The organism is Halocynthiibacter namhaensis (assembly GCF_000812685.1).
In the GTDB taxonomy this organism is placed as follows: domain Bacteria; phylum Pseudomonadota; class Alphaproteobacteria; order Rhodobacterales; family Rhodobacteraceae; genus Halocynthiibacter; species Halocynthiibacter namhaensis.
Genome location: NZ_JWIF01000059.1, coordinates 1 through 22,706 on the forward strand (window position 1 = coordinate 1; position 22,706 = coordinate 22,706).

Genomic DNA, 22,706 nt, shown 5'->3' on the forward strand with positions numbered 1-22,706 from the left:
GGTGAGATTTGCGTTCATCGACGCCTGGAAAGAAGAATGGCCAGTTGAGTTCCTGTGCAAAGTTATGCGGGTCACATCACGTGGTTTTCGCGCGTGGCGGGTTCGCCCGATGAGCCAGCGTCAACGCGATGATATGGTGATCCTGGCTCACATCCGTGAACAGCATCGCTTAAGCCTGCAAAGCTATGGGCGGCATCGGATGGGCTATCAGTAACCGCATGAAGAAGGATCTGGCAATCCGGGCGTTAGATATGGCCGTTGCTTTGCGCCAACCACCGGAGGATTGCATTCACCATACGGATCGTGGTTCACAATATTGCTCAAATGAGTATCAGAAGCGCTTGTCCAAGCACGGTTTCAAGGTCTCGATGAGCGGCAAGGGAAATTGTTATGATAATTCTATGGTCGAGACGTTCTTCAAATCCATTAAGGCTGAGCTGATTTGGCGCAACCGTTGGGACACACGCCGTCAGGCTGAAGGCGCGATCTTCCAGTATATCAACGGGTTCTATAACCCGCGCCGTCGCCACTCATCGCTTGGCGGGAAAAGTCCCTTGGCTTTTGAGCGAAAGGCCGCATAAATGAGTTCAGAGACCGGAACGTAAGCGGGACAAGACCACAGTGGACCGAAACACTTGCCCATGCCACATAGGACGATAAGCGCATCATTGTTACCTCTCTTAGTTCATGCTCCGTATCAAAAGTAAGCGCCGACACGTTAAGTTCGGGTACCTCTCCCCTAATCAGGGCAAGTACATAAGAAAGTCCCGGGCCATCAGTTGTTTCTCTGGAATCCGCATCTTCACGTTGCATATTGGAATAGTCTAAAAACTCCTGGAGGACCTCTTCTGTTGCCTCATGGTTTTCCAGTGCATGGGCGAATGCCAGCAATCTTCTACTATGGTACTCTCCTATTTCCGATCTGTTTGCCAGAGCACGTAGAAGAGAGGTATCCCCAGTAGCTATCGGCAGATAACTATAGAAACTCCATGGATATTCAGCCAATGCGAGTAACTCGAGCGCTTCGTCAACGCACCCGTTCAGCCAATATGCAGAGATAATTCTGTTCTGCCCCTGAGGTTTCGAACGTTCAAAGTCGATGTGCTGCACGACATCGTAAAGCGACCCCTCCTTTAGTTCTTTTCTAAGGCGGCCTCGGTCACCGTCAAATTGCAGCAATGCAACAGACATCAGCAATCGTTTCAACTCATTTCGTTGTTCTTGTGCAGGGGTCTCTGCAATTATGAGAGTACTCAGGCGAGCAATGCGTATATGGTTTTCAGGATCATCTGTTAACCCTTCTGCATATGCCTGAGTTAAGGGCTGGCCATGCCATGTTGGCGTTTCACTACACTGCGAAAACGCTGGTGTTGCTGTCGCCAAGGCAATAATGTAATCTCAAAATCAGCATCATTCATCTTCCCCTCGATGTCAGAGACCGGCAAGAAAAAGTCTTGATGATCATTTGCATCTGCTCCTTTGGGCCGCAGAACGGCCATACCATCGAGAACGGCAACAATTCGAGAGCAGCTTGAACCATCCGTGATTTCGCTTCCAATGGGCAGGTTCGGTTTTGTATACTTTGTCACTTTCAAGGTCTCCAAATCACTGAGGGGTAGTCGATAACTGCATCGCGTTCCGTTCCAACGTGACCAGCCCCAATCATCCGCATTGTCGCGCACCAAGCCTGAGCCTTGTTCAGTCCCGATTTATAGATGAGAGTTGAAAGTCGAAGCGGAGCATTTTCCGCGTCGATCAGGTCGCAAATTCGTTGGTCAGCTTCCGGGTCCGGCATTTCATGACACATTAAAATGCGGCGGTTGTTGTCTCGGTAGTTCCGAGAAAACATCGCATCTGAGACTACCGTAACTCGATGACATGCATCACGAGGCGTATGTTTTACGATCTCAGCGATTGTCGGCACGCTAGAGCTGGACCGGAGCGATGTTTGCGCCTTCACATAAACAAGGTAGACCTTTCCGTCCTGTAGAGTAATCCGTACATCAAAAGTGTGAGATCTTCCCCGACCTTTCCCGGTCCGACTCGGCAACGGAATCGTCAACGGTTGGCATTCGCTTCCAACGACATGCGGTTGCAAAAACGCGTCAATTTTAAATGCTTCCTCAATCTCAGAGTCATTCAGAATCAACGACGGTTGAAATTCAAACATGCTGGTCGACAAGGTCATTCCAGACTTGTACGATCTGTTGCTGCGAGACAGTGGATTGCGGCGATTTCCCCACCCAATGACTCCTTCGATCTCTCCGATTTTAATCCGAGGTTTGCGTTTAGCAGCCTCCTTTCGTGCCTTGGTTCTTTTGGTGGTTTTGCGTGAAAGCTTAGAGGTTTCTTCAAGCGAATTCATCGTGATGCCTCCATCAATGACAGATGTGTCTTTGCGAAGCCCCCAATGGAAAATGCCTTGCCCATCCCTCAGGCATTTCCCCGGCAAGTCTAAGCGCTGCATGCTCCTCATACATACCACCTTCATCAATCGTCTGATCCAACTCCCCTTCCGCTATTTCGAACATCCAGGGAATCCAGGTATCAACGAATTCATGCTTGACGGACGCTTCTGGCGCAGAAACCAATGCGAGTTTATGGATCGGGCAAACCCGCGCGGATGCTATCGCCCAAAGAGCCCGCCCATAACTTAAGACCATTGCGTCGGATGCTACCTGTGACCGGGTGTCCTGACGAAAGCAAGCTGGGCAAATTCGGCTTTCTCCCCGCAGGAGATGTTGCTGACCTATTCTGTGACCAAAGATTTCATAGACATGCGGCTCAACCAGAATAAAAGCCTGTTGTATCAGGTCATCAGTCGCAACACCGGAAAGTTCTTCCAACGCCTCAAATGCCCTGCGCTCTCCCTTTAGGAATTGCGCCATCGTCACTTCTGCGTCCAACAACAGATCTGCAACAGTTGGAACACCATTGGCGAAGGCCAAACGCGAGACAAATGACGCCGTTGTCTCCTCTGAATGTAAAGGAACTGTATTCTTCAATCTCATGTTTTCGGGTGTGGCAAAAAAAGAGGGGCGCCACAAGGGCACCCCAAGGTTTCAATGACCGAACTCACTAATTTACCGCTCGTTTGTTTTATGCCTGCGGCTCAGTCATTGTCATGGAGCAAGCGCACCTGCTCCGTGTTGATCGGAAGTGGGGGAATTGAAACCAGTTCAAGTTCTACGCCCCCTCAAAACCTTCTTAGGTATTGTTTTTACTTCATTTTCATCAAACCATCTCTGGTCCAGACATTAGAATTCCGTCATCCATTTTTCGACGCATTTCGAAATTTCGTAAAAAATTACGATTTCCGACAGTTAGCTGCAGCCAGAGGTGCCGCCACAGGTATTGCACTTCATACAGGTGCCGTTGCGCACAAGCGTGTAGTTGCCACAATCTCCGCAGGGATCCCCCTCATACCCTTGCATCTTGGCCTTGGTACGATCATCCATTGTCATAGACGCAGGCGTTTCAACCGCAGCGGCTTCCGCAGTCAGTGTATCCACTGGCGTTGGCATCGCAGTCTGCGCCACCATCTCAGTGTTACCGCCCTGCAGGACCACCAACTCTTGGGGCATACGCTTGCGCAAATACCCAGTTGATGAAATCTGTTTCAACACAGCAAGTGATTTTGTTGCAGCAGATTCAGTGAGTTCCTTGACGTTCCTCACCCCTTCTTCCTGCCCGCGTCCAATATCATCAAAGCTTGCGCCTTCGGGCTTCACATGGGCCAGATCGGTGCGATCCAAGTAAGACACAGCCAACTCGCGGAAGATATAATCCAAGATCGAGGTCGCATTTTTAATGCTGTCGTTGCCTTGTACCATGCCTGCTGGTTCGAACTTGGTGAAGGTAAATGCGTCCACAAATTCCTCAAGCGGAACACCATATTGCAGACCAACAGACACGGCGATCGCAAAGTTGTTCATCATCGCCCGAAAGCCCGCGCCTTCCTTGTGCATATCGATAAAGATTTCGCCCAGGGCGCCGTCTTTATATTCCCCCGTGCGCAAATAAACTTTATGCCCGCCAACAACCGCCTTTTGGGTGTATCCCTTGCGCCGATCAGGCATTTTCTCACGGTGGGATTTGATGATTTCCTTCACGATCACTTTCTCGATGATCTTCTCGGCCAAAACCGCAGCTTTTGCATGGGGCGTGCCGCTTTCTAGGATCTCTTCGGCCTCTTCATCATCCTCAACCAAGGCCGCCGCCAAGGGTTGCGACAGTTTCGATCCATCCCGATACAGCGCATTCGCTTTCACACCGAGGCTCCAGGACAATTCATAAGCCTGCTGACAATCCTCGATCGTGGCGTCATTTGGCATGTTGATCGTCTTAGAGATCGCGCCCGAAATGAACGACTGCGCCGCCGCCATCATGTGAATGTGACTGTCGACCGACAAGAACCGTTTGCCTTTCTTGCCGCACGGGTTTGCGCAGTCAAAAATATGGTAATGTTTCTCGTCCAGATGCGGCGCGCCTTCTAGGGTCATCGTGCCACAAACATGATCGTTTGCCGCATCAATGTCCACGCGCGTAAAGCCCAGATGGCGCAGCAGGTTGAAACTGGGATCGTTCAGTTTTTTCACTGGAATGCCAAGGGTTTTCTGACAGAATTCTTCGCCCAAGGTCCATTGGTTGAACACAAAGCGAATGTCAAAGGCGCTGGCCAAAGCCGCATCAATTTTCTCCAACTCACGCGAACCAAATCCATGGCCAATCAGTGCTGTTGGATTGATCGCAGGGGCATTGCCAATGCTGGCGTGACCGACGGCATAACCGATGATTTCCTCAATCTGGGCAGATCCATACCCAAGCCCTTCAAGGGCTGCGGGCACCGATTGGTTGATGATTTTGAAATAGCCGCCCCCGGCCAGTTTTTTGAACTTTACCAGCGCGAAATCAGGCTCAATCCCTGTGGTGTCGCAATCCATCACAAGGCCAATTGTTCCCGTCGGTGCAATCACTGAGGTTTGTGCGTTGCGATACCCGTTTTTTCGCCCCAGATCCAACGCTTGATCCCACGCCGCCTTGGACAGCTCAATCAGATCTTCCACCGGACAATTGCCATGGTCCAGCGGCACAGGTTTTACATCCAAATCTCTGTAACCACTGCTTTTTCCATAGGCTGCATTGCGGTGATTTTCGATCACGCGCAGCATGTGTTTTTCGTTGTTTTTGTATCCCGCGAACGCTCCAAGTTCACCTGCCATCTCAGCCGACGTGGCATAAGAAACGCCCGTCATAATCGCGGTCAGCGCAGCACCAAGCGCACGCCCTGCGGCGCTGTCATAACCAAGGCCCATATTCATCAAAAGCCCACCGATATTGGCGTAGCCCAGGCCAAGCGTGCGGTAATCGTAACTGCGTTGGGCGATCTCTTTTGATGGGAACTGTGCCATCGTCACAGAGATCTCAAGCGTCACAGTCCAAAGGCGCGTGGCATGCATGTAATCTTGTGCGTTGAAACGGCCGTTATTGTAGAAGGTCAGCAGGTTCATCGATGCCAGGTTACAGGCGGTGTCATCCAAGAACATATATTCAGAACAAGGGTTTGACCCACGAATTTCGCCATCTTCCGGGCAAGTGTGCCAAGCGTTTACTGTGTCATGAAACTGAATGCCAGGATCGGCACAAGCCCAAGCCGCATGGCCCACTTGTTCCCACAGATCGCGGGCTTTGATGGTCTTAGAGGTCTTGCCATCTGTGCGGTTGATTAGGTCCCAATCCGCATCATCTTTTACCGCTTTTAGGAAGGCATCTGTGACACGAATAGAGTTGTTGGAATTCTGGCCAGAAACCGATGCGTAGGCTTCTGAATCCCAATCCGTGTCATATGTCGGAAACTCAATACTTTCATAACCTTGGCGGGCATAATCCAAAACACGCTTCACATATGTTTCAGGGATTGATGACTTTTTGCTGTCACGCAAAGCCGTCTTCAAGCCCGCATTCACTTTCGGATCATAGGCGTCTTCCACCTTACCATCCCAAGATTTGATCGCTGCGAAAATTGCATTCAGACATTGTTCATGCATTTTGGAGCCGGCCACGATGGACGCAACCTTTTGTTCCTCAAGCACCTTCCAATTGATGAATTCCTCAATGTCCGGATGATCCGCATCTATGATCACCATTTTTGCAGCGCGCCGTGTGGTGCCGCCAGACTTGATCGCACCAGCCGCGCGGTCACCGATCTTCAAAAAGCCCATCAAGCCCGATGATTTACCGCCGCCAGACAGTTTCTCATTCGCCGCCCGCAGTGAACTAAAGTTCGTGCCCGTGCCGGATCCGTATTTGAACAGTCGTGCCTCACGCACCCATAAATCCATAATGCCGCCGTCAGACACCAAGTCATCCTTAACCGATTGGATAAAACAGGCATGCGGTTGCGGGTGTTCATAGCTGGACGTGGATTGGGTCAGTTTGCCGGATTTATAGTCAACATAATAATGTCCCTGCCCCGGGCCATCAATTCCATAGGCCCAATGCAGCCCTGTGTTGAACCATTGCGGGCTGTTTGGTGCGGCACGCTGTGTCGCCAACATATAACGCATCTCATCAAAATACGCGCGCGCATCATCCTCGCAGGAAAAATATCCGCCCTTCCAGCCCCAGTAAGCCCAAGCCCCCGCCAAACGATCGAAAACTTGCTTGGCTGAGGTCTCGCCACCAATGCGGTCCGCCTCGTCCAGTTTTTCAAGCGCAGCATCGTCAGGAACGGAACGCCAGAGAAACTCGGGCACATCTTTTTCACGTATTTTCTTCAACGCCGCCGGAACGCCCGCTTTGCGAAAATATTTCTGCGCAATCACGTCAGAGGCAACTTGGCTCCAGCTGTTGGGCACTTCGATGTCATCCAAGCGAAATACAATCGTCCCGTCCGGGTTGCGGATCTCGGACGTGGTGCGGGTAAACTCAAGCGACGCATATGCGTCGCGGCCAGATTCAGTAAAATTACGCTCGATCTTCATTATACGCCGGTGCTCCCTAAGACTTACCGCTTATCAAATTGGCCATGCGCATGCGTTGCGACGGTCAGAAATTCTGTCGGAAGACCCCCAAGTGCAACTCAGAATTCGCATAAACACGCGTTACGGTCCAATAGAAACGGGCCGAGGAATCTAATGCAGTTTGGGCTTATTATTATGTCCAACATCATGCCCGACTGCCGTCGTACACACGGCTTGGGACACAATATGTGGTGTTATGCCTTCCAGTGACTACAATCTGGCGTAACCTGTGGTTCCCGGTCAACGAAAAAATTTGCGTTTTCCACTGCTCTTTTGGGTTGACCCTACATTCTTTGGATAGCGTCAATATCAATCATAGGTTGTATTGCCGCTTAAACACTCCCCTAAATCTCCAAGTCGGAATTGGATTTCTCATTGAGTACGGCACACTTAGGAACAGTTGTTCACGCGCCCCCGGCCGTAAACATTACGCAAAATCAGAGAACCTGTCACAAGATTGATTCTGTTCACCTAGCGTGTCATCAACGCGTAAGAAATTGATGCCAAGCACAAATACCGGCTTGGGTGGGTGAATTTTTCTTCTATCTGGTGAGATGTGGTCGGGACGGCAAGATTCGAACTTGCGGCCTACGGTACCCAAAACCGTCGCGCTACCAGGCTGCGCTACGCCCCGACTGAGGATTGATTACAGTCTGCGCCCGGGGATTAAAAGAGCAAAAATGCATAAAATCGGGGAAATCATGAGTTTTTTTCCGACTTCCTGATGTTCAAGCAAAATAGCGGTATTTTCATCTGGCGTCAGGGCAGCGATATACCACAGCACCCGAACTGAAGCTTGGATGCGCGATTGAGGTTGGGTCGAACGACTCGGTCTGATTGGAAAGAATCCCCAAGCGACGGGCCATTCCGCCATTAATCTCAAGAACGGCTTTAACGGCATCGCCACCAAAAAGCGCAGTTCGATCCAGTGGGACAGCGTTCTCATGCACGGTGATAAGCCGCCCTGCACTGTCGAAGAACAATATATCGAGTGGGATAAGCGTATTGGCCATCCAGAAACTCGCGGGTCGTGCTGCGGGGTATACAAACAGCATGCCGCTTGAACGTGGCAAGTCCTCGCGGTGCATCAACCCAATGCGTTGTTCTTCGGCGTCATCAGCAATCTCGACCCGGAACCTGGCTGTGCCCCAATCACCACGCAACCAAACGATGTTTTCTGCGCAGTTGGGCGCTGCAATATTTACTTCGGGATCTACTTCGGGCGAAACAGCGTCTTGAGCCATCAATGACCTCGTTAAAACCACCCCCAGAAAACACAACAACGCGGCGCAATCTCTGCACCACGTTGTTGTTCGTTTTCGGTTGTATATATCGAACATCTGCGCCCCTTTCGGTTCATAAGACACGATGACCGCATCAAATGCCCGTACATTTAGTAAATGTATGCACAGTATATAATCCGCAAAACCGCGTTCAACCGCTATTTCGTGGTTAGAACATCGTCTTCCGTCATGGCGGCTTCCCAGCTCGATACGATTGTCGCCATACGCCCACGTTTACCGTCAATCATACGAAGCCCAACGGCTTCACCTGATTGCAGATCCGCAAGACCAGAACGACGCAAGATTTCGATGTGAATAAACACGTCTTCTGGACGACCAAACACATTTGCAAACCCGAACCCTTTGGCTTTATCGAACCACTTGACCCGTGCAGGTTCAAGCGGTGTCTCGGCCAAGCCTGCTATGCTCAGGTATTCCTCGTCCTCAAGTTCAATGAACGAATCCGTTTCCGGAGGTTCGATTGCAAGAACTTCAGTTGCCTGAACGCCACGTGCAGTACGTTGAATGCGAATTTTGACACCGGCTGCATCAGCAACAGAACTTTGCCCAAAATTGCGCAGTACGTTCGCGTGCAGCAAAATATCTGGACCGCCGGTTTCGCAAACCACGAACCCGAACCCTTTAACGGGATCGAACCATTTCACTTTTCCTAGGACCGTTTCGTCCAATTCATTAATTTCAGTCATCCCACAACACTTATATTATAGTTTTTCATCCTCACCCGACAACTTGTGGCCTATGCGCCATCAATTGCAAAGGAAAAACTTGGTTTCGTTACATTTTTTCATTTCACGTTACGTCAAATTTATGGGTTTAGCCTCAAAATTTCCCAGTTTTCGTCTGCAGAACTCCGTCTCCAAGCAAATCTATCGTGCAGTCGAAATGCACCATCTGCCCAGAATTCGATCTCTGTTGGGATCAATCGAAACCCTCCCCAAAATGGTGGCCTCGTTGGGGCTGTTCCATGTTTGGCTGTTTCTTTCGCAACATTCGCAAGCAGCGAAGATTTAGACTTTAGGGGTTGAGATTGCTTCGAGGCCCACGCCCCAATGCGGCTTTGCAAGGACCGCGACGCAAAATACGCATCTGCTTGGGCGCCATCTTCGCGTGACACATGTCCACGCACCCGAATTTGACGTCTTAAGCTTTTCCAATGCATAACGAACGCTGCAGTTCCCGTGGCTTCAATCTCTAGCGCCTTCTGGCTGCCATAGTTAGTATAGAACACAAATGCGTCCTTCTCCACACCCTTGAGCAGAACAATCCGCACATTTGGCATGCCTGAGTTGTCATTTGTCGCAAGTGCAATAGCATTGGGGTCATTCAGCTCACTGTCCTGAGCCTCCTTCATCCAATCCTGCACTATTGCAAATGGATCATCTCCTGCAAAAATCCCAGATCTGCTACTCATTTCGACCTCATGTCTTCACGTAACCTGCGCCACCACCGATATTCATACACCAAAGTAAGATCAACCTGGCCTTGTCGACAGTCTGGCATCGAATAAAGTAATTGACAACGTTCATAAAGATCACTTTTTGAGCATTTCACGCCTTTTTCGTGTATTTCGCGACATTTCTCAACTTTAGGTTAACCGCTCTGTTCGGTCTTGTTGTGCTGAAACGTGCCCATGTTGATTCTGAAGCCGGTTCCATGTCAGACAGCGGGTTGAAGCAAACGCTCTGATAGCTTAGAGAATTCAGACAGAAATCAAACATTCCGGGGAAAGATATGTCGGCAGGACTTATGGAAGGTAAACGCGGCCTGATTATGGGGCTCGCCAATGACAAATCTATTGCATGGGGCATTGCGCAGGCCTGTGCAGAACAAGGTGCGGAACTTGCCTTCTCGTATCTTGGTGATGCATTTAAGAAGCGCGTTGTACCGCTGGCGGAAAGCATGGGCGTTGATACGCTGATCGATTGTGACGTATCAGATGCGGCATCAATGGACGCGGCATTTGCGGAAATCGAAGCCAAATGGGGCAAACTTGACTTCATCGTGCATGCCATCGGTTTTTCAGACAAGAACGAACTGCGTGGCCGTTACGTTGACACGTCGCCTGAAAACTTCCGTATGACCATGGATGTGTCCGTTTATTCCTTCACAGCCGTTGCACAGCGCGCAGCGAAACTGATGACAGATGGTGGATCTATGATCACCCTCACCTATTATGGTGCGGAACAGGTTATGCCACATTATAATGTCATGGGTGTTGCAAAGGCGGCTTTGGAAGCTTCCGTTAAGTATATGGCAGAAGACTTGGGCAAAGATGGCATTCGCGTCAACGCGATCTCTGCGGGTCCGATCAAAACACTGGCGGCCTCTGGCATTGGTGATTTCCGCTACATTATGAAATGGAACGAACTGAACTCTCCTCTGCGTCGCAATGTGACCCAGGAAGAAGTCGGCAAAACCGCTGTTTATCTATTGTCAGATCTCAGCTCTGGTGTGACCGGTGAAAACCTACACGTAGATGCCGGGTATCACGTCGTTGGCATGAAGGCGGTTGATGCGCCTGATATCGACGCCGGCAAAAAGTAAGACACTCATCTATACTATTTATTGCTTTGCTTGCCGCTGCCCGAACCGGGTGGTGGCAAGTTTTGTTTAGGCATATTTGATTTATCCACCGCGCTTGGACTGCCCTCTCGACAAACGGCGGTGCGAAACGCTATTACAACGCAAATCTTTCTGCCGCGCCACAAATCTGAGGACACAGCCATGAGCGACCATCGCCTGCCACATGAAAAAGGCTTCCACATCAGCTGGGACCAAATCCACCGCGACTCTCGTGCGCTTGCTTGGCGTTTGGATGGCAAAGGCCCCGATGATGGCGCGTGGCGTGCTTGCGTTGCCATTACGCGCGGTGGCATGGCCCCTGCGATGATCATGGCACGTGAATTAGATATTCGCACCGTGGACACGATTTCGATCAAATCCTATGACCACCAATCGCAATCCGAGGCAACAGTTCTAAAAGCGCCTGACGCAGAATTGATGGGCGACGGCGAAGGTGTTCTAATCATCGATGATCTCGTCGACAGCGGCAAAACCTTGGAAGTCGTGCGCGCCATGTACCCTAAGGCACATTTTGCAACGGTTTACGCCAAACCAAAAGGCCGCCCTCAGGTCGACACATTCATCACTGAGGTGTCACAAGATACTTGGATCTTCTTCCCCTGGGACATGGCATTACAATATGTCGAACCCTACCGCGGCAAAGACTGATCCCCATATTCAAAGCGCCCGCTGATCCGGGCGCGCTTTTCTTACTATATAATAAAAGACGCATATGATGATGAACTGGTCCGACCTTCTGAACACTTACAACAATGGGACAACACAAACCCGTAAAGATTTCAGACGCGAGCCCTATATTATAGACGCGGATCGTATTTCATTTTCTGCCCCCTTCCGGCGCCTTGCGAATAAAACCCAAGTGCACCCTCTGCATGACCACGACCATATCCATCACCGCCTGATCCATTCCGTCGAAACCGCCAGCGTTGGCCGTTCACTTGGCATCGGTGTTGGCCAGTGGCTTGAGGATGAAAACCACATAGATAAATATGAACGTCACACGATTGCGGGCATTATCCAAGCGGCCTGTCTGGCTCATGACATCGGCAATCCACCCTTTGGGCATTCCGGCGAAAGCGCAATCGGGGCATGGTTTGCACAGCAATTTGACACCCCCAATCCATTGTTCACCGAGATTGACGACAACCTGCGGCCCGAGTTCATGGAATTTGAGGGCAACGCCCAGGGCTTCCGCATCCTCACCCGCCTAGAGATGTATCGAAATGAAGGCGGCATGCGCCTGTCTCATGGGGTCCTGGGGGCCTTCAGCAAATACCCTGTCACAGCCGACGTCCAACGGATCATTGAGGATCACACAAAAGAAATCCACGGCAGTGATTTCAAGAAACATTTATACTGTGGCCTGAAGAAATTCGGTGTGTTCCATTCTGAGGCGGAACAATTCCACAGTTACGCCAAAATCCTTGGCCTGCCCCAAGAAAACCACGATGGTCATCAGTTCTATCGCCGTCACCCGCTTGTATTTTTGGTCGAAGCAGCCGACGATATTTGTTACAATATCATAGACTTAGAAGATGCCTTCACCTCTGGTGACCTCAGCTATCAGGACGTGCGCGATCTTCTCAGCCCGCTTTCTGCGTTCAGCACCGATAGACGCGACGGCAGCACGGAAGCGGAACATATTTCCCATCTGCGTGCCCTCGCCATTGGTGGTGCGGTGTTTGCCTGTATCCAAGCGTTCAAAGCCAAATACGGTGACATCATGTCGGGCAAGTTTTCCGATGGTTTGGTAGATGTATCTGATAAATCCGACACATTCGCCGCCATCAAAACCATCGCCAATCAGCAATTGTTCACCTCGGCGCGCAAAACCAAACTCGAGGTCTCGGGCCGGGCCACCATCCACAACGTCTTAAACGGCATCACGCCCGTCTATGCGGCATTGCAAGACAAGGGATGGGACAAAGGCAAACTCGGCGATTATGAGAAACAAGTTGCGCGTGCCCTTGAACTTGATTTGCGGGACGTCACTGACAGTTACAGTGCACTGCATTCCATGGCTGATTTCACCTCAGGCATGACCGATCGTTACGCAGTGAAGATGTCACGGATGCTCAGCGGTATTTAAAGCCGCGCGCCCCCCCTTCAGCGGCCATTTTCTGCCGTATAAAACCATGTCACAGTTTCGTGAATTGCCTCAAGGCAGGCCTAAACATAGGCGGGGATCAGATATTTTGTATCTGGTTAACTCTATGTGGTAAGGACATAATTCCATGAAAACACTGGCACTCACATCTGCAATTCTCATCGCAACCACGCTTTCGGTTTCCGCTGAAAGCCGCGAAATCCTGACCTATGACGCCGTTGCAAAGGGCGTGTCAGCCTGCGTCAATCTTGCGGCGGAAAACAGCTGGAACATGTCGATCACTGTGGTGGACCGCGGCGACAATCCCGTGGCGACAACCCGCATGACCGAAGCATTGCCCTTCACCTATACCGCGTCCGGCCTGAAGGTGTCTTCCTCACTGGCGTGGGGCATGCCCACCGCCGATATCGAGACCTATATCGCTGATAAACCCGAGTTCCGCGCCCTGCCCGGTCTGTTGACCGTCGGTGGTGGCCTGCCCATCACCAGCGAAAACGGCACATTGATCGGCGCGATCGGTGTCGTCGGCAGCAGCGTTGAAAACGACGCAGCCTGCGCCCAAGCTGCAATCGATGCGATGCTGGCAAAATAAGCCCCAAAACCCGCCCTCGCCCGATCATATTTCAGAACCGGGCGAGACCTTCATCACGTTTTCAGCACTTTTCTCACCCATAAAAATGGCAAATTCCTAACCTGGTGTTTCGTTCATTTGTTCGCGCTACTGGTTGGTTTCCGGCTGCCCGATTTAATCAAATTCTAACCATAACGCTGTTAAGTGGCGCGGTGTTAGATGCCATTCGCAATATATTTGGTCTGCTTTTGCCCGCATTGATCCCGTCTTGGCGGTTCTTTAAGGCTGTCCAACCATCCCCCCGAATTGAATGGCGTTTCCCGGATCAGAACCTCAACAAAGATGCCCAGTGGCAACCTTTTCGCCCCCGGCCATCCCATCTGTCCTGGGCGACTATTCTGCGCCGCCTGTTTTGGAACCCGGACTGGAACGATGCACTTTATATGGACACTTGCGCCGAACGCCTCACCGCGCATCCGACGGATCAATTACAGCAGGAAATTCTAGCCCGACTGTTCAGTGACCTGCCCCCCAAATCCCACGCGACGGCATTGCAGTTTCGATTGAAGTTCATTGATCGTGCGGATGGCCTATTGCAAGACCATGTCACTTTCATCTCAGACATCCACCCGATCCCCGGGAACACCACATGAGCTTTGATACAGCCCTGCGCCTTAGTGAAATTCTGTTGGGATGGGCCATTTTACAGGCCAGCCTTGAACATTTGCGTATGCCACACATGCCACCCCCCCTGTTCATGCTGCGCGCGGCCCTTGCGGTATTACTCATATTTGGTGTCGCCCCTCATCTCGTGTTGCCTTCATTGTTCATCACCTCTCTGGCCCTATTGCACCGTTTTCAAGGCCCCTATAACGGCGGAGCTGATAAGATGGGCCTGTTGATTTTAACCTGTTTGACCAGCGCGCGTCTCGCACCAACACTGGCTTGGGCTGAACTTTCCCTTGGCTATCTCGCGGTGCAATTGATCCTGTCCTATTTCATCTCGGGTCAGATCAAAATCGTGAACGCAGAATGGCGATCTGGCCGCGCCTTGGCCGATGTTTTCGCCTATTCCGCCTATCCCGTCAGCGAAGACTTGCGCGCCATATCACAACGCCCATATTTCACCTGGGCCGCATCATGGGCTGTCATGGCGTTTGAGGTCATCTTTCCCCTAACATTCCTCTGGTTTAGCACTTTGGCAATCGCGTTGATCATTGCCGCCTGTTTCCATTTATCAAATGCGATTTTCTTTGGTCTCAACAGGTTCTTCTGGACATGGCTGGCTGCATATCCCGCGTTGATTTGGCTACAAAACCGACTGATAGGGCTTTAAAATAGGCCTCGGCGTACCTATATACGGGTCATGGTAATTCTTAACAATGATCTTTCTGATATACAGAACCCCGATTTCGACACGCCCCATACGGGCCCCCTTTCCCCGGAAATTGAAGCAAAGCTTCAGGGCCTCGAAAACATCGCATGGACCATGGAAAACCTGATCCCTTTGCCCGCAACGTCTGTGCGCTTGGGCCTTGATAGTTTTCTGGGTATTATTCCGATCTTTGGCGACATCTTCACATTATTGCCCGCAATTTATGTCATCCGTTCGGCGGCTCAAATGGGCGCATCCCGACGGTTGTTGATCCGTATGTCCTTGAACGTCGCGGTCGATTTGGTCACAGGTTTGGTGCCCATCATCGGTGACGTATTTGACGCGACCTGGAACGCAAGCACCCGAAACACCCAATTGCTTCGTTTCTGGCTTGAGACCGGATCAGTTCCCAAGCAATTGACAAATATTCAGCAAACCGCATCGGATCAACATCAGACTGCGAAACCCGCCACTTAATCCGCAGGCACAGATTTCATGCATGTCTTCGCATAAAAGTTGCGTCAGTTGTGCATGCGAGGAAACTCTGACTTGCGCCTGACCAGAAGCCCTGCCACAAATCCTCAACTGACAGAGGACAGACAGATGGTTTCACCGCTCAATCCACGCATGGCTGCAACATTCTCGCCCCCCGTAATGGAGGCCCGGCGTTGGCTGCAAGGCGTTGAATTCACACCGGATCGTCCGCTGATCAATGTCTCACAAGCCGCGCCTGTCGCGCCGCCACCCTTGCCCCTGCGTCAAGCGATTGCCGACGCCGCCTTGAATATGGACGAAGCCCATCTGTACGGCCCCGTGCTTGGCAACGATGATTTGCGGGCTGAAGTTGCCAAGCGATGGTCAAAAGCCTACGCTGGCACCATCCGTGACCAACAAGTTGCGATCACCTCTGGCTGCAACCAAGCCTTCGCTGCGGTTCTTTCGACATTGGCCGGTGAAGGGGATGAAGTTATCCTTCCAACCCCTTGGTATTTCAACCATAAAATGTGGTGCGATATGCAGGGTGTTACCGCAGTGCCCTTGGCGACTGGTGATGATCTTTTGCCTGATCCGACCCATGCACGTGGCTTGATTACCGATCGCACCAAAGCCATTGCACTGGTCTCGCCCAACAATCCGGGTGGTGTCGAATACCCAGCTGAGCTGCTGCAAGCCTTCTTTGATCTTTGCTCTGAGAAAAGCATCGCGCTTTTGCTGGACGAGACCTATCGTGACTTTGACAGTCGCTGTGATGGGGTGACGTCAAGTGCCCATGGGTTGTTCGAAAATCCTGATTGGGATCAAACCCTTGTGCATCTTTATTCCTTCTCAAAGGCTTTTCGTCTGACGGGGCATCGCGTCGGGGCCTTCATCGCCTCAGAAACCCGCCTGTCTGAAGCTGAAAAATTTCTCGACACGGTTGCCATCTGCCCCAATCAACTTGGGCAAATCGCGGCCCTATGGGGGCTGCAAAACCTCACCGATTGGGTCCTTGGCGAACGCCAAGAGATCCTAGATCGCAGCGCAGCAATCCGCGACGGGTTTCCGCAGCTTGAAAACTGGCGTTTGCTGGGATGTGGGGCCTATTTTGCCTGGGTCGAACATCCATTTGACATGCCGTCGGATCAACTCGCGCAACATTTGGTGCGCGATGCAGGCATATTGGTCCTGCCCGGCACCATGTTCACCCCACAAGGCGACGCCCCAGGGACACGGCAGTTGCGCATCGCATTTGCAAACATCGACAGATCTGGCATTTTCGACATGTTTTCCCGCCTAAGCACCTTTACATAAACCTGCACAAAAACGGGCCATTCTTCGCTGCAGTGCAAGGCGGGCTTGCCCCTTGCCGCGCAAGCGTCTAACAACACGTCAACAATTTCAGGGAGAGCCAAATGGCCAGCGCAAAATCAGGTGTAATAACAAAGTTTTTTGTCTGGGCGATCATCGCCATGCTTATCGTTGGCCTTGGCGGCTTTGGCCTGTCAAACTTCGGTGGAAGCAGCCAAGCCGTGGTCACCACAGGCAACCGCACCGTGACGGTTCAAGAATACTACAATGCCATCCGCCAAGAACTAAATCAGTTCTCGGCCGCAACACAACAGCCCGCGACATTGGTCTCTGCCAACGAAGTTTTCACCCAAGCCTATGGTCAAACCCTTGATCAACGGGTTCTTGAACGTCTGACTTTAGAAGCCGCGCTTGATAATGAAGCTGCCAACATGGGCATTTCCGTAGGTGACCTGCAAGTGCAAGAACAGCTTGTCGCAACGGGTGCGTTTCAAGGGCTCGACGGGACATTCGACGAAGACGCCTATAAAGGCACGCTTGCGCGCAACAACTTAAACCCACGTGATTACGAAGCAGGCATTCGCGATGAAATTGCGCGTACATTGGTGCAAGCGGCGATGGTATCTGGGATCAATGCGTCAGATGCGCAAGTTGACCTTATGCTCAGCTATGCGGCTCAGCGCCGGGATGTGACTTGGATTCGCCTTGAAACCGCCGATCTGCCAAACCCGCTGCCCACCCCGACCGAGGCACAGCTAACCACCTATCACGCTGAAAATGCAGAACGTGACTTCACAGCGCCACGCACCAAAGAAATCTCCTATCTGCATTTGTCGCCCAGCATGCTTTCCGGCACGCTTGCGGTGGATGACGCCTCTCTGCGTGAACTTTATGACTCGCGTGCTGAAGAATACATCATCCCAGAACGCCGCCTGCTGGAACGTTTGGTCTTTGGTACACAAGAAGAAGCCGATGCCGCATCTGCCCGCCTAACCGCAGGTGAAATCAGCTTTGATGACTTGGTCATTGAACGCGGCCTGTCCTTGTCAGACGTTGATCTTGGTGACCTGCCTGCAACCGAATTGGAAGCAGCGGCAGCGGATGCGATTTTCGCCCTCACAACCCCGGGTGTAACAGACGTACTGCCAAGCAAATTTGGCCCTGCAATCTTTCGGATGAACGGAACGCTGGCCGGTGAAATCACCAGTTTTGAATCCGTGCGCGACGCATTACAGCAAGACATTGCACAAGAACGCGCACGCCGTCAGCTGGAAGATGAAAGCACCCATATCGACGATCTTCTGGCCGGTGGTGCCACCCTTGAGGAGGTCGCTGAAGAAACCGATATGGTTCTCGCAACCATTTCCTGGAGCGAAGGAACGGGCGACGGCATTGCGGCCTATTCAAACTTTTCAGATGCGGCGCGTGCTGTCACTGAAGATGACTTTCCCGAAGTCGACACATTGTTTGATGGCGGATTGTTTGCCCTGCGCCTTGATGGTTTCACCGAGCCCTTCGTACGCCCATTGGACGAAATCCGTAACATCGTGATCGCCGGATGGGAACGCCAAGAAACGGATAAACAATTGACCGAATTGGCAAACACCTATGCCGCGCAAATGGCACTGGGTGCATCCGCGCAAGACCTTGGTCTGACCGAGAACCGCGATGAAAATCTCACACGTCGGTCCTTCATCGATGGTGCACCAGAAGATCTTGTCGCAACGCTTTTCGAAATGGAACCCGGCGCGTATGAAACCTTGTCTGCTTTCGGCGCCACATTCCTCGTGAACCTGAAAGAGATCAAAGGCCCCGACATGGCGGATCCTGACACCACTGCATTGGCGGATGCTCTTCGCACAGGATTGTCACAAAGCATCGCGCAAGACGCATATGCCGCTTGGGCCATGGATCGTTTGAACGCGGCTGGCACCACGCGTAATCAGGCAGCAATCTCTGGGATTTTAACCCAGATCCCCTAAGACCATCAAAGACCGCAGCCTGTGTATTTCAGGCTGCGGGCCGCCCCTTTTGGGCAGCAATTTCGCAACAAGGACCACGTTATGCGCCTCACCCCTGAATTCTCTGAATTTGAAAAAGCCTGGAATGACGGGAAAAATCAGGTCGTCTGGACACGTTTGGCAGCTGATCTCGACACGCCCGTGAGCGTTATGATCAAACTTGCAGGTGCGCGCACGGACAGTTTCATGTTAGAAAGCGTCACCGGGGGCGAAATACGTGGGCGGTATTCGATCGTCGGGATGAAACCCGATCTGATCTGGAAATCCCATGGCAAAACCGCCCGGATCAATCGCCAAGCGCGTTATGATGCCGACAGTTTCGAAGACGAAACCCTCGCCCCCCTCGACAGTTTGCGCGCCTTGATCGCCGAAAGCCGCATCGAGATGCCCGAAGACCTTCCAGCTGCCGCCGCTGGTCTGTTTGGATTTCTGGGCTATGACATGATCCGCCATGTAGAACATTTGCCCAATGTGAACCCTGATCCGCTTGGCCTGCCTGATGCCATGATGATGCGCCCTTCTGTGGTGGCTGTTTTGGATGGGGTGAAAGGTGATGTGATCATCGTGTCCCCCGCTTGGAACCACTCAGGCATGTCCGCAAAAGCGGCCTATGCCCAGGCCGCCGAACGTGTGATGGATGCTGTGCGTGATCTGGAACGCCCCGCTTCGGGTGAAAGCCGTGACCTTGACGGCGAAGCTGAACTTGGGCCTCTGACATCCAATTTCACCCACGAAGGTTACCTTCAAGCGGTTGAGAAGGCGAAAGACTACATCAAAGCCGGTGATATTTTTCAAGTGGTGCCCGCGCAGCGTTGGACACAGGATTTTCCCCTGCCGCCCTTTGCATTATATCGCAGCCTGCGCCGCACCAACCCGTCGCCCTTCATGTTCTACTTTAACTTTGGTGGCTTCCAAGTGATCGGTGCCAGCCCTGAGATCCTTGTGCGGGTCTTTGGCAATGAAATCACCATCCGCCCCATCGCAGGCACCCGCCCCCGTGGCGCAACCCCTGAGGAAGACCGCGCGCTTGAGGCCGATCTTCTGGCAGATAAAAAGGAACTGGCAGAACATCTGATGTTGCTGGATCTTGGTCGCAATGATGTGGGTCGGGTCGCGAAAGTCGGGTCTGTACGCCCGACGGAAGAATTCATCATCGAACGTTATTCCCACGTTATGCATATCGTGTCCAACGTGGTGGGTGAATTGCGCGAAGACCAGGACGCTCTGTCTGCCTTCTTTGCGGGCATGCCCGCGGGCACTGTTTCTGGTGCTCCCAAAGTGCGCGCCATGGAAATCATTGACGAGTTAGAACCCGAAAAACGTGGTGTTTACGGCGGTGGTTGTGGGTATTTCGCGGCCAATGGCGACATGGATATGTGTATCGCCCTGCGCACGGCTGTGGTGAAAGACGAGAAACTTTACATCCAAGCCGGTGGTGGCGTTGTCTATGACAGCGACCCAGAATCCGAATACCAAGAAACCGTCAATAAATCCAAAGCCATCCGCAAAGCGGCCGAGGAAGCTGGACGTTTCGGCGGGCGCGGCAATCGTTGATATTTGGGCATTTCGACAGGGCCCAACATGATCCAACACGGTGGCAAACGGGTAATGTCGCCGATATAGTGCCCGAGATAGTGTAAGTTTTAGTATGAAGATTATCCACGAAAGCCCTGACAAACTAGTTATCAGGCGTTTTCAGCCCCTTATCGCAGTCGTGCTTTGGGGCACAGCCATTGCATTCTCTTATGTCTGGTACGACACTTTTCCGGTTGGTTCGTTTTTCAGCATGCCAACTGGTGACATTGTCGGCGGTTTCATCTTTGCGGCATTGATCATTTTCATATTAATCGGCGCATGGTGGTACAGCCACAATATGACCCTTTCGCTGGATCTGAAATACGGTGTCTTGACCTTCGACAATCGGTTATTTTTCCACCGCCAGACCAAAGAATTCGACGTCCGGTCCTATATCACCTATCACTATGATGCCCGCCGCAGCATAGGAGGATCATCTGAACACCGTCCCTATGTTTATTTACGGCTCCAGTTTGATCCAAAGGCGCCCGAATCCTGGCTTGAAATTCCTCATGGCTATACTGGCGGGCGCGATCTCGAGATCGTGCAAAAGCTGGATGCGATGATGAAACAATACAACGGCAAAAAGACGGCTAGGCAGGACACTGGAACACCCGGTCTGTTGATCAGACCGACTGCGGCAGACATCCGTTTCTTTTCCTAAATCGCCTTACGGCTGCACCAAAACCGCAGATATAGGCGCAAGGACAACGTTGCTGCCCCGATCATCAAGTGCCCATTCTTGCAGCGCTGTTAAGGTTTCGTCACGCAAATTACCGACCAAAACAACCGCGCCATCTTGCTGCGCCTTGAATTCTGCGCGCACCAGCATGCGCCGGATGGTAGATGCGTTTTGCCCCTGATCATCGAGAACTCGGAATACGCGTGAGTTCGGCACGCCTTGGCGCGACGCAAGCTGACCCGCAGTATTCAAACCCTTATCGTACAAAACAAGACCGTGACCGCTTTCGACAAGGGCTTCGGACAATTGGGTCGCGATGTTACGATCTGAGCCAATGGTTCTGTCAGCATCATCCAAAACTGCAACCGCATCGGGGATAGAGGTTCTCACACTTAGAAAACCCGTTTCGACATCGGACGGAACCGCCCCACGCGGCAAGGCCAATTGAACCAAAACTTCAAAACCGTTTTCGCGCAAACGCGCGGCGTCCTCACCTGCCTGTGGATTGGCCGCGTCAACCGCGATACTTACGGGGAAAGGTAAAGTGTGAATTTTATCCCGTATGGCGCTGTTTTCTTCACTGCCTGAATCCACCAAAATAACGGCAATCAACGCCTTACCTACCGGGCGTTCAAACACCGACGCATTATCTGTCAATGCATGAGGTGCCCGTTCGACGGCTGATTCTGATGTGCCTTGCTGTGCCAGGTCACTTTCTTGCGTTGCGCCAATCGTCGCCAATCGCGACCCGCCGCCTTGATCTGTTAGGCCAACATTTGCTGTCCCAAATCCCGAGCCAACAGCTGTACCAATTGAGGTAGCGGAAGCCGTGGCGCTAGAATCTTGGCCCTCATTCGCGTCGGTTGTAACGGGGTCTGTCGTGGCGGATTCTGTCGTAATGGTCTCGGCTGTGTTGAATTCCGCCTCGCCTGGTCCCTGTTCAGAGGCGGTTTCGACATCGACTTGAACTTCGGCCTCCGCAATCGCCACTTCTGGCGGGATGGTCTCGGCAATGTTTGGCGCGTCCGCAGGCGACGCGACATCCACCGCCTTGTCTTGACCCGGCACAACCGCATCTTCCGAAATGCTAGCACCGTCAACAGGTGCCACAAATGGGGATTGCGTTATAACTTCTGGGCTGGTGTCGACGACAACCGTGTCAGCAATCTGTGTTATGTCTTCAGACTCAGGATCAACAACAGCGACCTCGTTCTCCTCAATGCTGTTTTCCGCAGGCATTTCATCATCCGGGGCGTCATCCGTGTCAGTGATCACATCTGTGGAATTGGCCGTCGGTGCCTCGGCATCTGCGGTGCCGATGGTGGGATCAATCGCCTCATCCACATCAGGCACGATCACCTCTGCAACAATGGGGTCAACATTCGCCACAACGTCGATCTCTACCTCAGAAAGTTCCGGGGTTAGCGCAGGATTAGGCAGATCCGTTTGCAGCGATAAAACCGCCAACCCCGTGCCCCCAACAAGTGCGCCAGCCACCATGCCTGTCAAAATTCCACGTGCCATGAATTACCCCAAAAACGATACAGGCGCGAAAATCGCCCCATATGCCTTATGATGTTTCAAGTCATGCCTGCTTTGTCGCGTTTTTCGAAACAATTTGGAGAAATTCCCAAAGATGTGTTCTGCGCATATCCGGCGGGGCTTGACCCTTTGCTCT

19 protein-coding genes, 1 tRNA gene and 1 pseudogene are annotated in these 22,706 nt (G+C 52.0%); 12 read left to right on the plus strand and 9 right to left on the minus strand.

Features of this window, described 5'->3' with window-relative positions; translation table 11 throughout:
• Positions 1-581: pseudogene (locus RJ38_RS11805) on the plus strand (IS3 family transposase); the annotation flags it as partial.
• 735 nt (positions 582-1,316) lie between these two features.
• Here the strand turns inward: RJ38_RS11805 and RJ38_RS11810 are convergent.
• From RJ38_RS11810 to pdxH, 8 genes are all read right to left on the minus strand, one after another.
• A complete protein-coding gene (locus RJ38_RS11810) occupies positions 1,317-1,589 on the minus strand; it encodes a hypothetical protein (protein ID WP_039019090.1) in 273 nt (90 codons plus the stop codon).
• A 2-nt stretch (positions 1,590-1,591) separates the two neighbouring features.
• Positions 1,592-2,365, minus strand: a complete 774-nt coding sequence (locus tag RJ38_RS11815) for a hypothetical protein (RefSeq protein WP_039019091.1) — start codon at positions 2,363-2,365, stop codon at positions 1,592-1,594.
• Positions 2,366-2,378: 13 nt separating this feature from the next.
• Positions 2,379-3,005 (minus strand): TniQ family protein, encoded by a 627-nt coding sequence (locus tag RJ38_RS11820; protein ID WP_162183569.1) that lies wholly within the window; start codon positions 3,003-3,005, stop codon positions 2,379-2,381.
• A 318-nt stretch (positions 3,006-3,323) separates the two neighbouring features.
• On the minus strand, positions 3,324-6,983 hold the full coding sequence (locus RJ38_RS11825; RefSeq protein ID WP_039019093.1) for a vitamin B12-dependent ribonucleotide reductase: 3,660 nt from the start codon (positions 6,981-6,983) through the stop codon (positions 3,324-3,326).
• Between the two features lie 596 nt (positions 6,984-7,579).
• Positions 7,580-7,656, minus strand: a tRNA-Pro gene (locus tag RJ38_RS11830).
• Positions 7,657-7,771: 115 nt separating this feature from the next.
• The gene (locus RJ38_RS11835) at positions 7,772-8,266 is read right to left on the minus strand and encodes a DUF192 domain-containing protein (RefSeq protein ID WP_052245354.1); all 495 of its coding nucleotides are present in this window, start codon (positions 8,264-8,266) and stop codon (positions 7,772-7,774) included.
• A 197-nt stretch (positions 8,267-8,463) separates the two neighbouring features.
• A complete protein-coding gene (locus tag RJ38_RS11840) occupies positions 8,464-9,012 on the minus strand; it encodes a cold-shock protein (RefSeq protein WP_039019094.1) in 549 nt (182 codons plus the stop codon).
• 119 nt (positions 9,013-9,131) lie between these two features.
• Positions 9,132-9,737 carry a pyridoxamine 5'-phosphate oxidase gene (gene pdxH, locus RJ38_RS11845; protein WP_039019095.1) on the minus strand — a complete coding sequence of 202 codons (606 nt, stop codon included), beginning with the start codon at positions 9,735-9,737 and terminating at the stop codon, positions 9,132-9,134.
• A 320-nt stretch (positions 9,738-10,057) separates the two neighbouring features.
• Here pdxH and fabI point away from each other — a divergent pair, with 320 nt between their 5' ends.
• The 11 genes from fabI to RJ38_RS11900 all read left to right on the plus strand — a co-directional run bounded on the left by fabI (position 10,058) and on the right by RJ38_RS11900 (position 21,010).
• Complete coding sequence (gene fabI / locus RJ38_RS11850) at positions 10,058-10,870, plus strand: enoyl-ACP reductase FabI (protein ID WP_039019096.1); 813 nt, start codon at positions 10,058-10,060, stop codon at positions 10,868-10,870.
• 180 nt (positions 10,871-11,050) lie between these two features.
• Positions 11,051-11,557 (plus strand): xanthine phosphoribosyltransferase, encoded by a 507-nt coding sequence (gene gpt, locus RJ38_RS11855; RefSeq protein WP_039019097.1) that lies wholly within the window; start codon positions 11,051-11,053, stop codon positions 11,555-11,557.
• A gap of 67 nt (positions 11,558-11,624) precedes the next feature.
• Positions 11,625-12,998, plus strand: coding sequence for a dGTP triphosphohydrolase (dgt, locus tag RJ38_RS11860; RefSeq protein ID WP_202903884.1), 1,374 nt, complete (start codon positions 11,625-11,627; stop codon positions 12,996-12,998).
• 145 nt (positions 12,999-13,143) lie between these two features.
• The gene (locus tag RJ38_RS11865) at positions 13,144-13,608 is read left to right on the plus strand and encodes a GlcG/HbpS family heme-binding protein (RefSeq protein ID WP_039019098.1); all 465 of its coding nucleotides are present in this window, start codon (positions 13,144-13,146) and stop codon (positions 13,606-13,608) included.
• A 191-nt stretch (positions 13,609-13,799) separates the two neighbouring features.
• Positions 13,800-14,240: a hypothetical protein gene (locus tag RJ38_RS11870; protein ID WP_156121852.1), complete on the plus strand. Its 441-nt coding sequence runs from the start codon at positions 13,800-13,802 to the stop codon at positions 14,238-14,240.
• The gene (locus tag RJ38_RS11875) at positions 14,237-14,923 is read left to right on the plus strand and encodes an HTTM domain-containing protein (RefSeq protein WP_039019099.1); all 687 of its coding nucleotides are present in this window, start codon (positions 14,237-14,239) and stop codon (positions 14,921-14,923) included. The genes RJ38_RS11870 and RJ38_RS11875 overlap by 4 nt, the downstream gene beginning before the upstream one ends.
• A 30-nt stretch (positions 14,924-14,953) precedes the next feature.
• The gene (locus RJ38_RS11880) at positions 14,954-15,439 is read left to right on the plus strand and encodes a DUF4112 domain-containing protein (protein WP_052245356.1); all 486 of its coding nucleotides are present in this window, start codon (positions 14,954-14,956) and stop codon (positions 15,437-15,439) included.
• A gap of 126 nt (positions 15,440-15,565) precedes the next feature.
• Complete coding sequence (locus RJ38_RS11885; RefSeq protein WP_039019100.1) at positions 15,566-16,753, plus strand: aminotransferase; 1,188 nt, start codon at positions 15,566-15,568, stop codon at positions 16,751-16,753.
• 101 nt (positions 16,754-16,854) lie between these two features.
• The gene (locus RJ38_RS11890) at positions 16,855-18,732 is read left to right on the plus strand and encodes a SurA N-terminal domain-containing protein (RefSeq protein WP_039019101.1); all 1,878 of its coding nucleotides are present in this window, start codon (positions 16,855-16,857) and stop codon (positions 18,730-18,732) included.
• 81 nt (positions 18,733-18,813) lie between these two features.
• Entirely contained in the window at positions 18,814-20,325 is a 1,512-nt protein-coding gene (gene trpE, locus RJ38_RS11895) for an anthranilate synthase component I (RefSeq protein ID WP_039019102.1), read from the plus strand.
• A 94-nt stretch (positions 20,326-20,419) separates the two neighbouring features.
• Positions 20,420-21,010, plus strand: a complete 591-nt coding sequence (locus RJ38_RS11900; RefSeq protein WP_039019103.1) for a hypothetical protein — start codon at positions 20,420-20,422, stop codon at positions 21,008-21,010.
• A gap of 6 nt (positions 21,011-21,016) precedes the next feature.
• Here RJ38_RS11900 and RJ38_RS18185 read toward each other — a convergent pair whose 3' ends face one another.
• Positions 21,017-22,552, minus strand: a complete 1,536-nt coding sequence (locus RJ38_RS18185) for a divergent polysaccharide deacetylase family protein (RefSeq protein ID WP_052245357.1) — start codon at positions 22,550-22,552, stop codon at positions 21,017-21,019.
• Positions 22,553-22,706 lie beyond the last annotated feature (154 nt).

What these genes read in the sequence shown, in the direction of transcription:
- RJ38_RS11815 (WP_039019091.1), bottom strand. Translation starts at nt 2,365, where the DNA reads ATGAATTCGCTTGAAGAAACCTCTAAGCTTTCACGCAAAACCACCAAA.
- RJ38_RS11825 (WP_039019093.1), bottom strand. Translation starts at nt 6,983, where the DNA reads ATGAAGATCGAGCGTAATTTTACTGAATCTGGCCGCGACGCATATGCG.
- RJ38_RS11835 (WP_052245354.1), bottom strand. Translation starts at nt 8,266, where the DNA reads ATGGCTCAAGACGCTGTTTCGCCCGAAGTAGATCCCGAAGTAAATATT.
- RJ38_RS11840 (WP_039019094.1), bottom strand. Translation starts at nt 9,012, where the DNA reads ATGACTGAAATTAATGAATTGGACGAAACGGTCCTAGGAAAAGTGAAA.
- pdxH (WP_039019095.1), bottom strand. Translation starts at nt 9,737, where the DNA reads ATGAGTAGCAGATCTGGGATTTTTGCAGGAGATGATCCATTTGCAATA.
- fabI (WP_039019096.1), top strand. Translation starts at nt 10,058, where the DNA reads ATGTCGGCAGGACTTATGGAAGGTAAACGCGGCCTGATTATGGGGCTC.
- gpt (WP_039019097.1), top strand. Translation starts at nt 11,051, where the DNA reads ATGAGCGACCATCGCCTGCCACATGAAAAAGGCTTCCACATCAGCTGG.
- dgt (WP_202903884.1), top strand. Translation starts at nt 11,625, where the DNA reads ATGATGAACTGGTCCGACCTTCTGAACACTTACAACAATGGGACAACA.
- RJ38_RS11865 (WP_039019098.1), top strand. Translation starts at nt 13,144, where the DNA reads ATGAAAACACTGGCACTCACATCTGCAATTCTCATCGCAACCACGCTT.
- RJ38_RS11875 (WP_039019099.1), top strand. Translation starts at nt 14,237, where the DNA reads ATGAGCTTTGATACAGCCCTGCGCCTTAGTGAAATTCTGTTGGGATGG.
- RJ38_RS11880 (WP_052245356.1), top strand. Translation starts at nt 14,954, where the DNA reads ATGGTAATTCTTAACAATGATCTTTCTGATATACAGAACCCCGATTTC.
- RJ38_RS11885 (WP_039019100.1), top strand. Translation starts at nt 15,566, where the DNA reads ATGGTTTCACCGCTCAATCCACGCATGGCTGCAACATTCTCGCCCCCC.
- RJ38_RS11890 (WP_039019101.1), top strand. Translation starts at nt 16,855, where the DNA reads ATGGCCAGCGCAAAATCAGGTGTAATAACAAAGTTTTTTGTCTGGGCG.
- trpE (WP_039019102.1), top strand. Translation starts at nt 18,814, where the DNA reads ATGCGCCTCACCCCTGAATTCTCTGAATTTGAAAAAGCCTGGAATGAC.
- RJ38_RS11900 (WP_039019103.1), top strand. Translation starts at nt 20,420, where the DNA reads ATGAAGATTATCCACGAAAGCCCTGACAAACTAGTTATCAGGCGTTTT.
- RJ38_RS18185 (WP_052245357.1), bottom strand. Translation starts at nt 22,552, where the DNA reads ATGGCACGTGGAATTTTGACAGGCATGGTGGCTGGCGCACTTGTTGGG.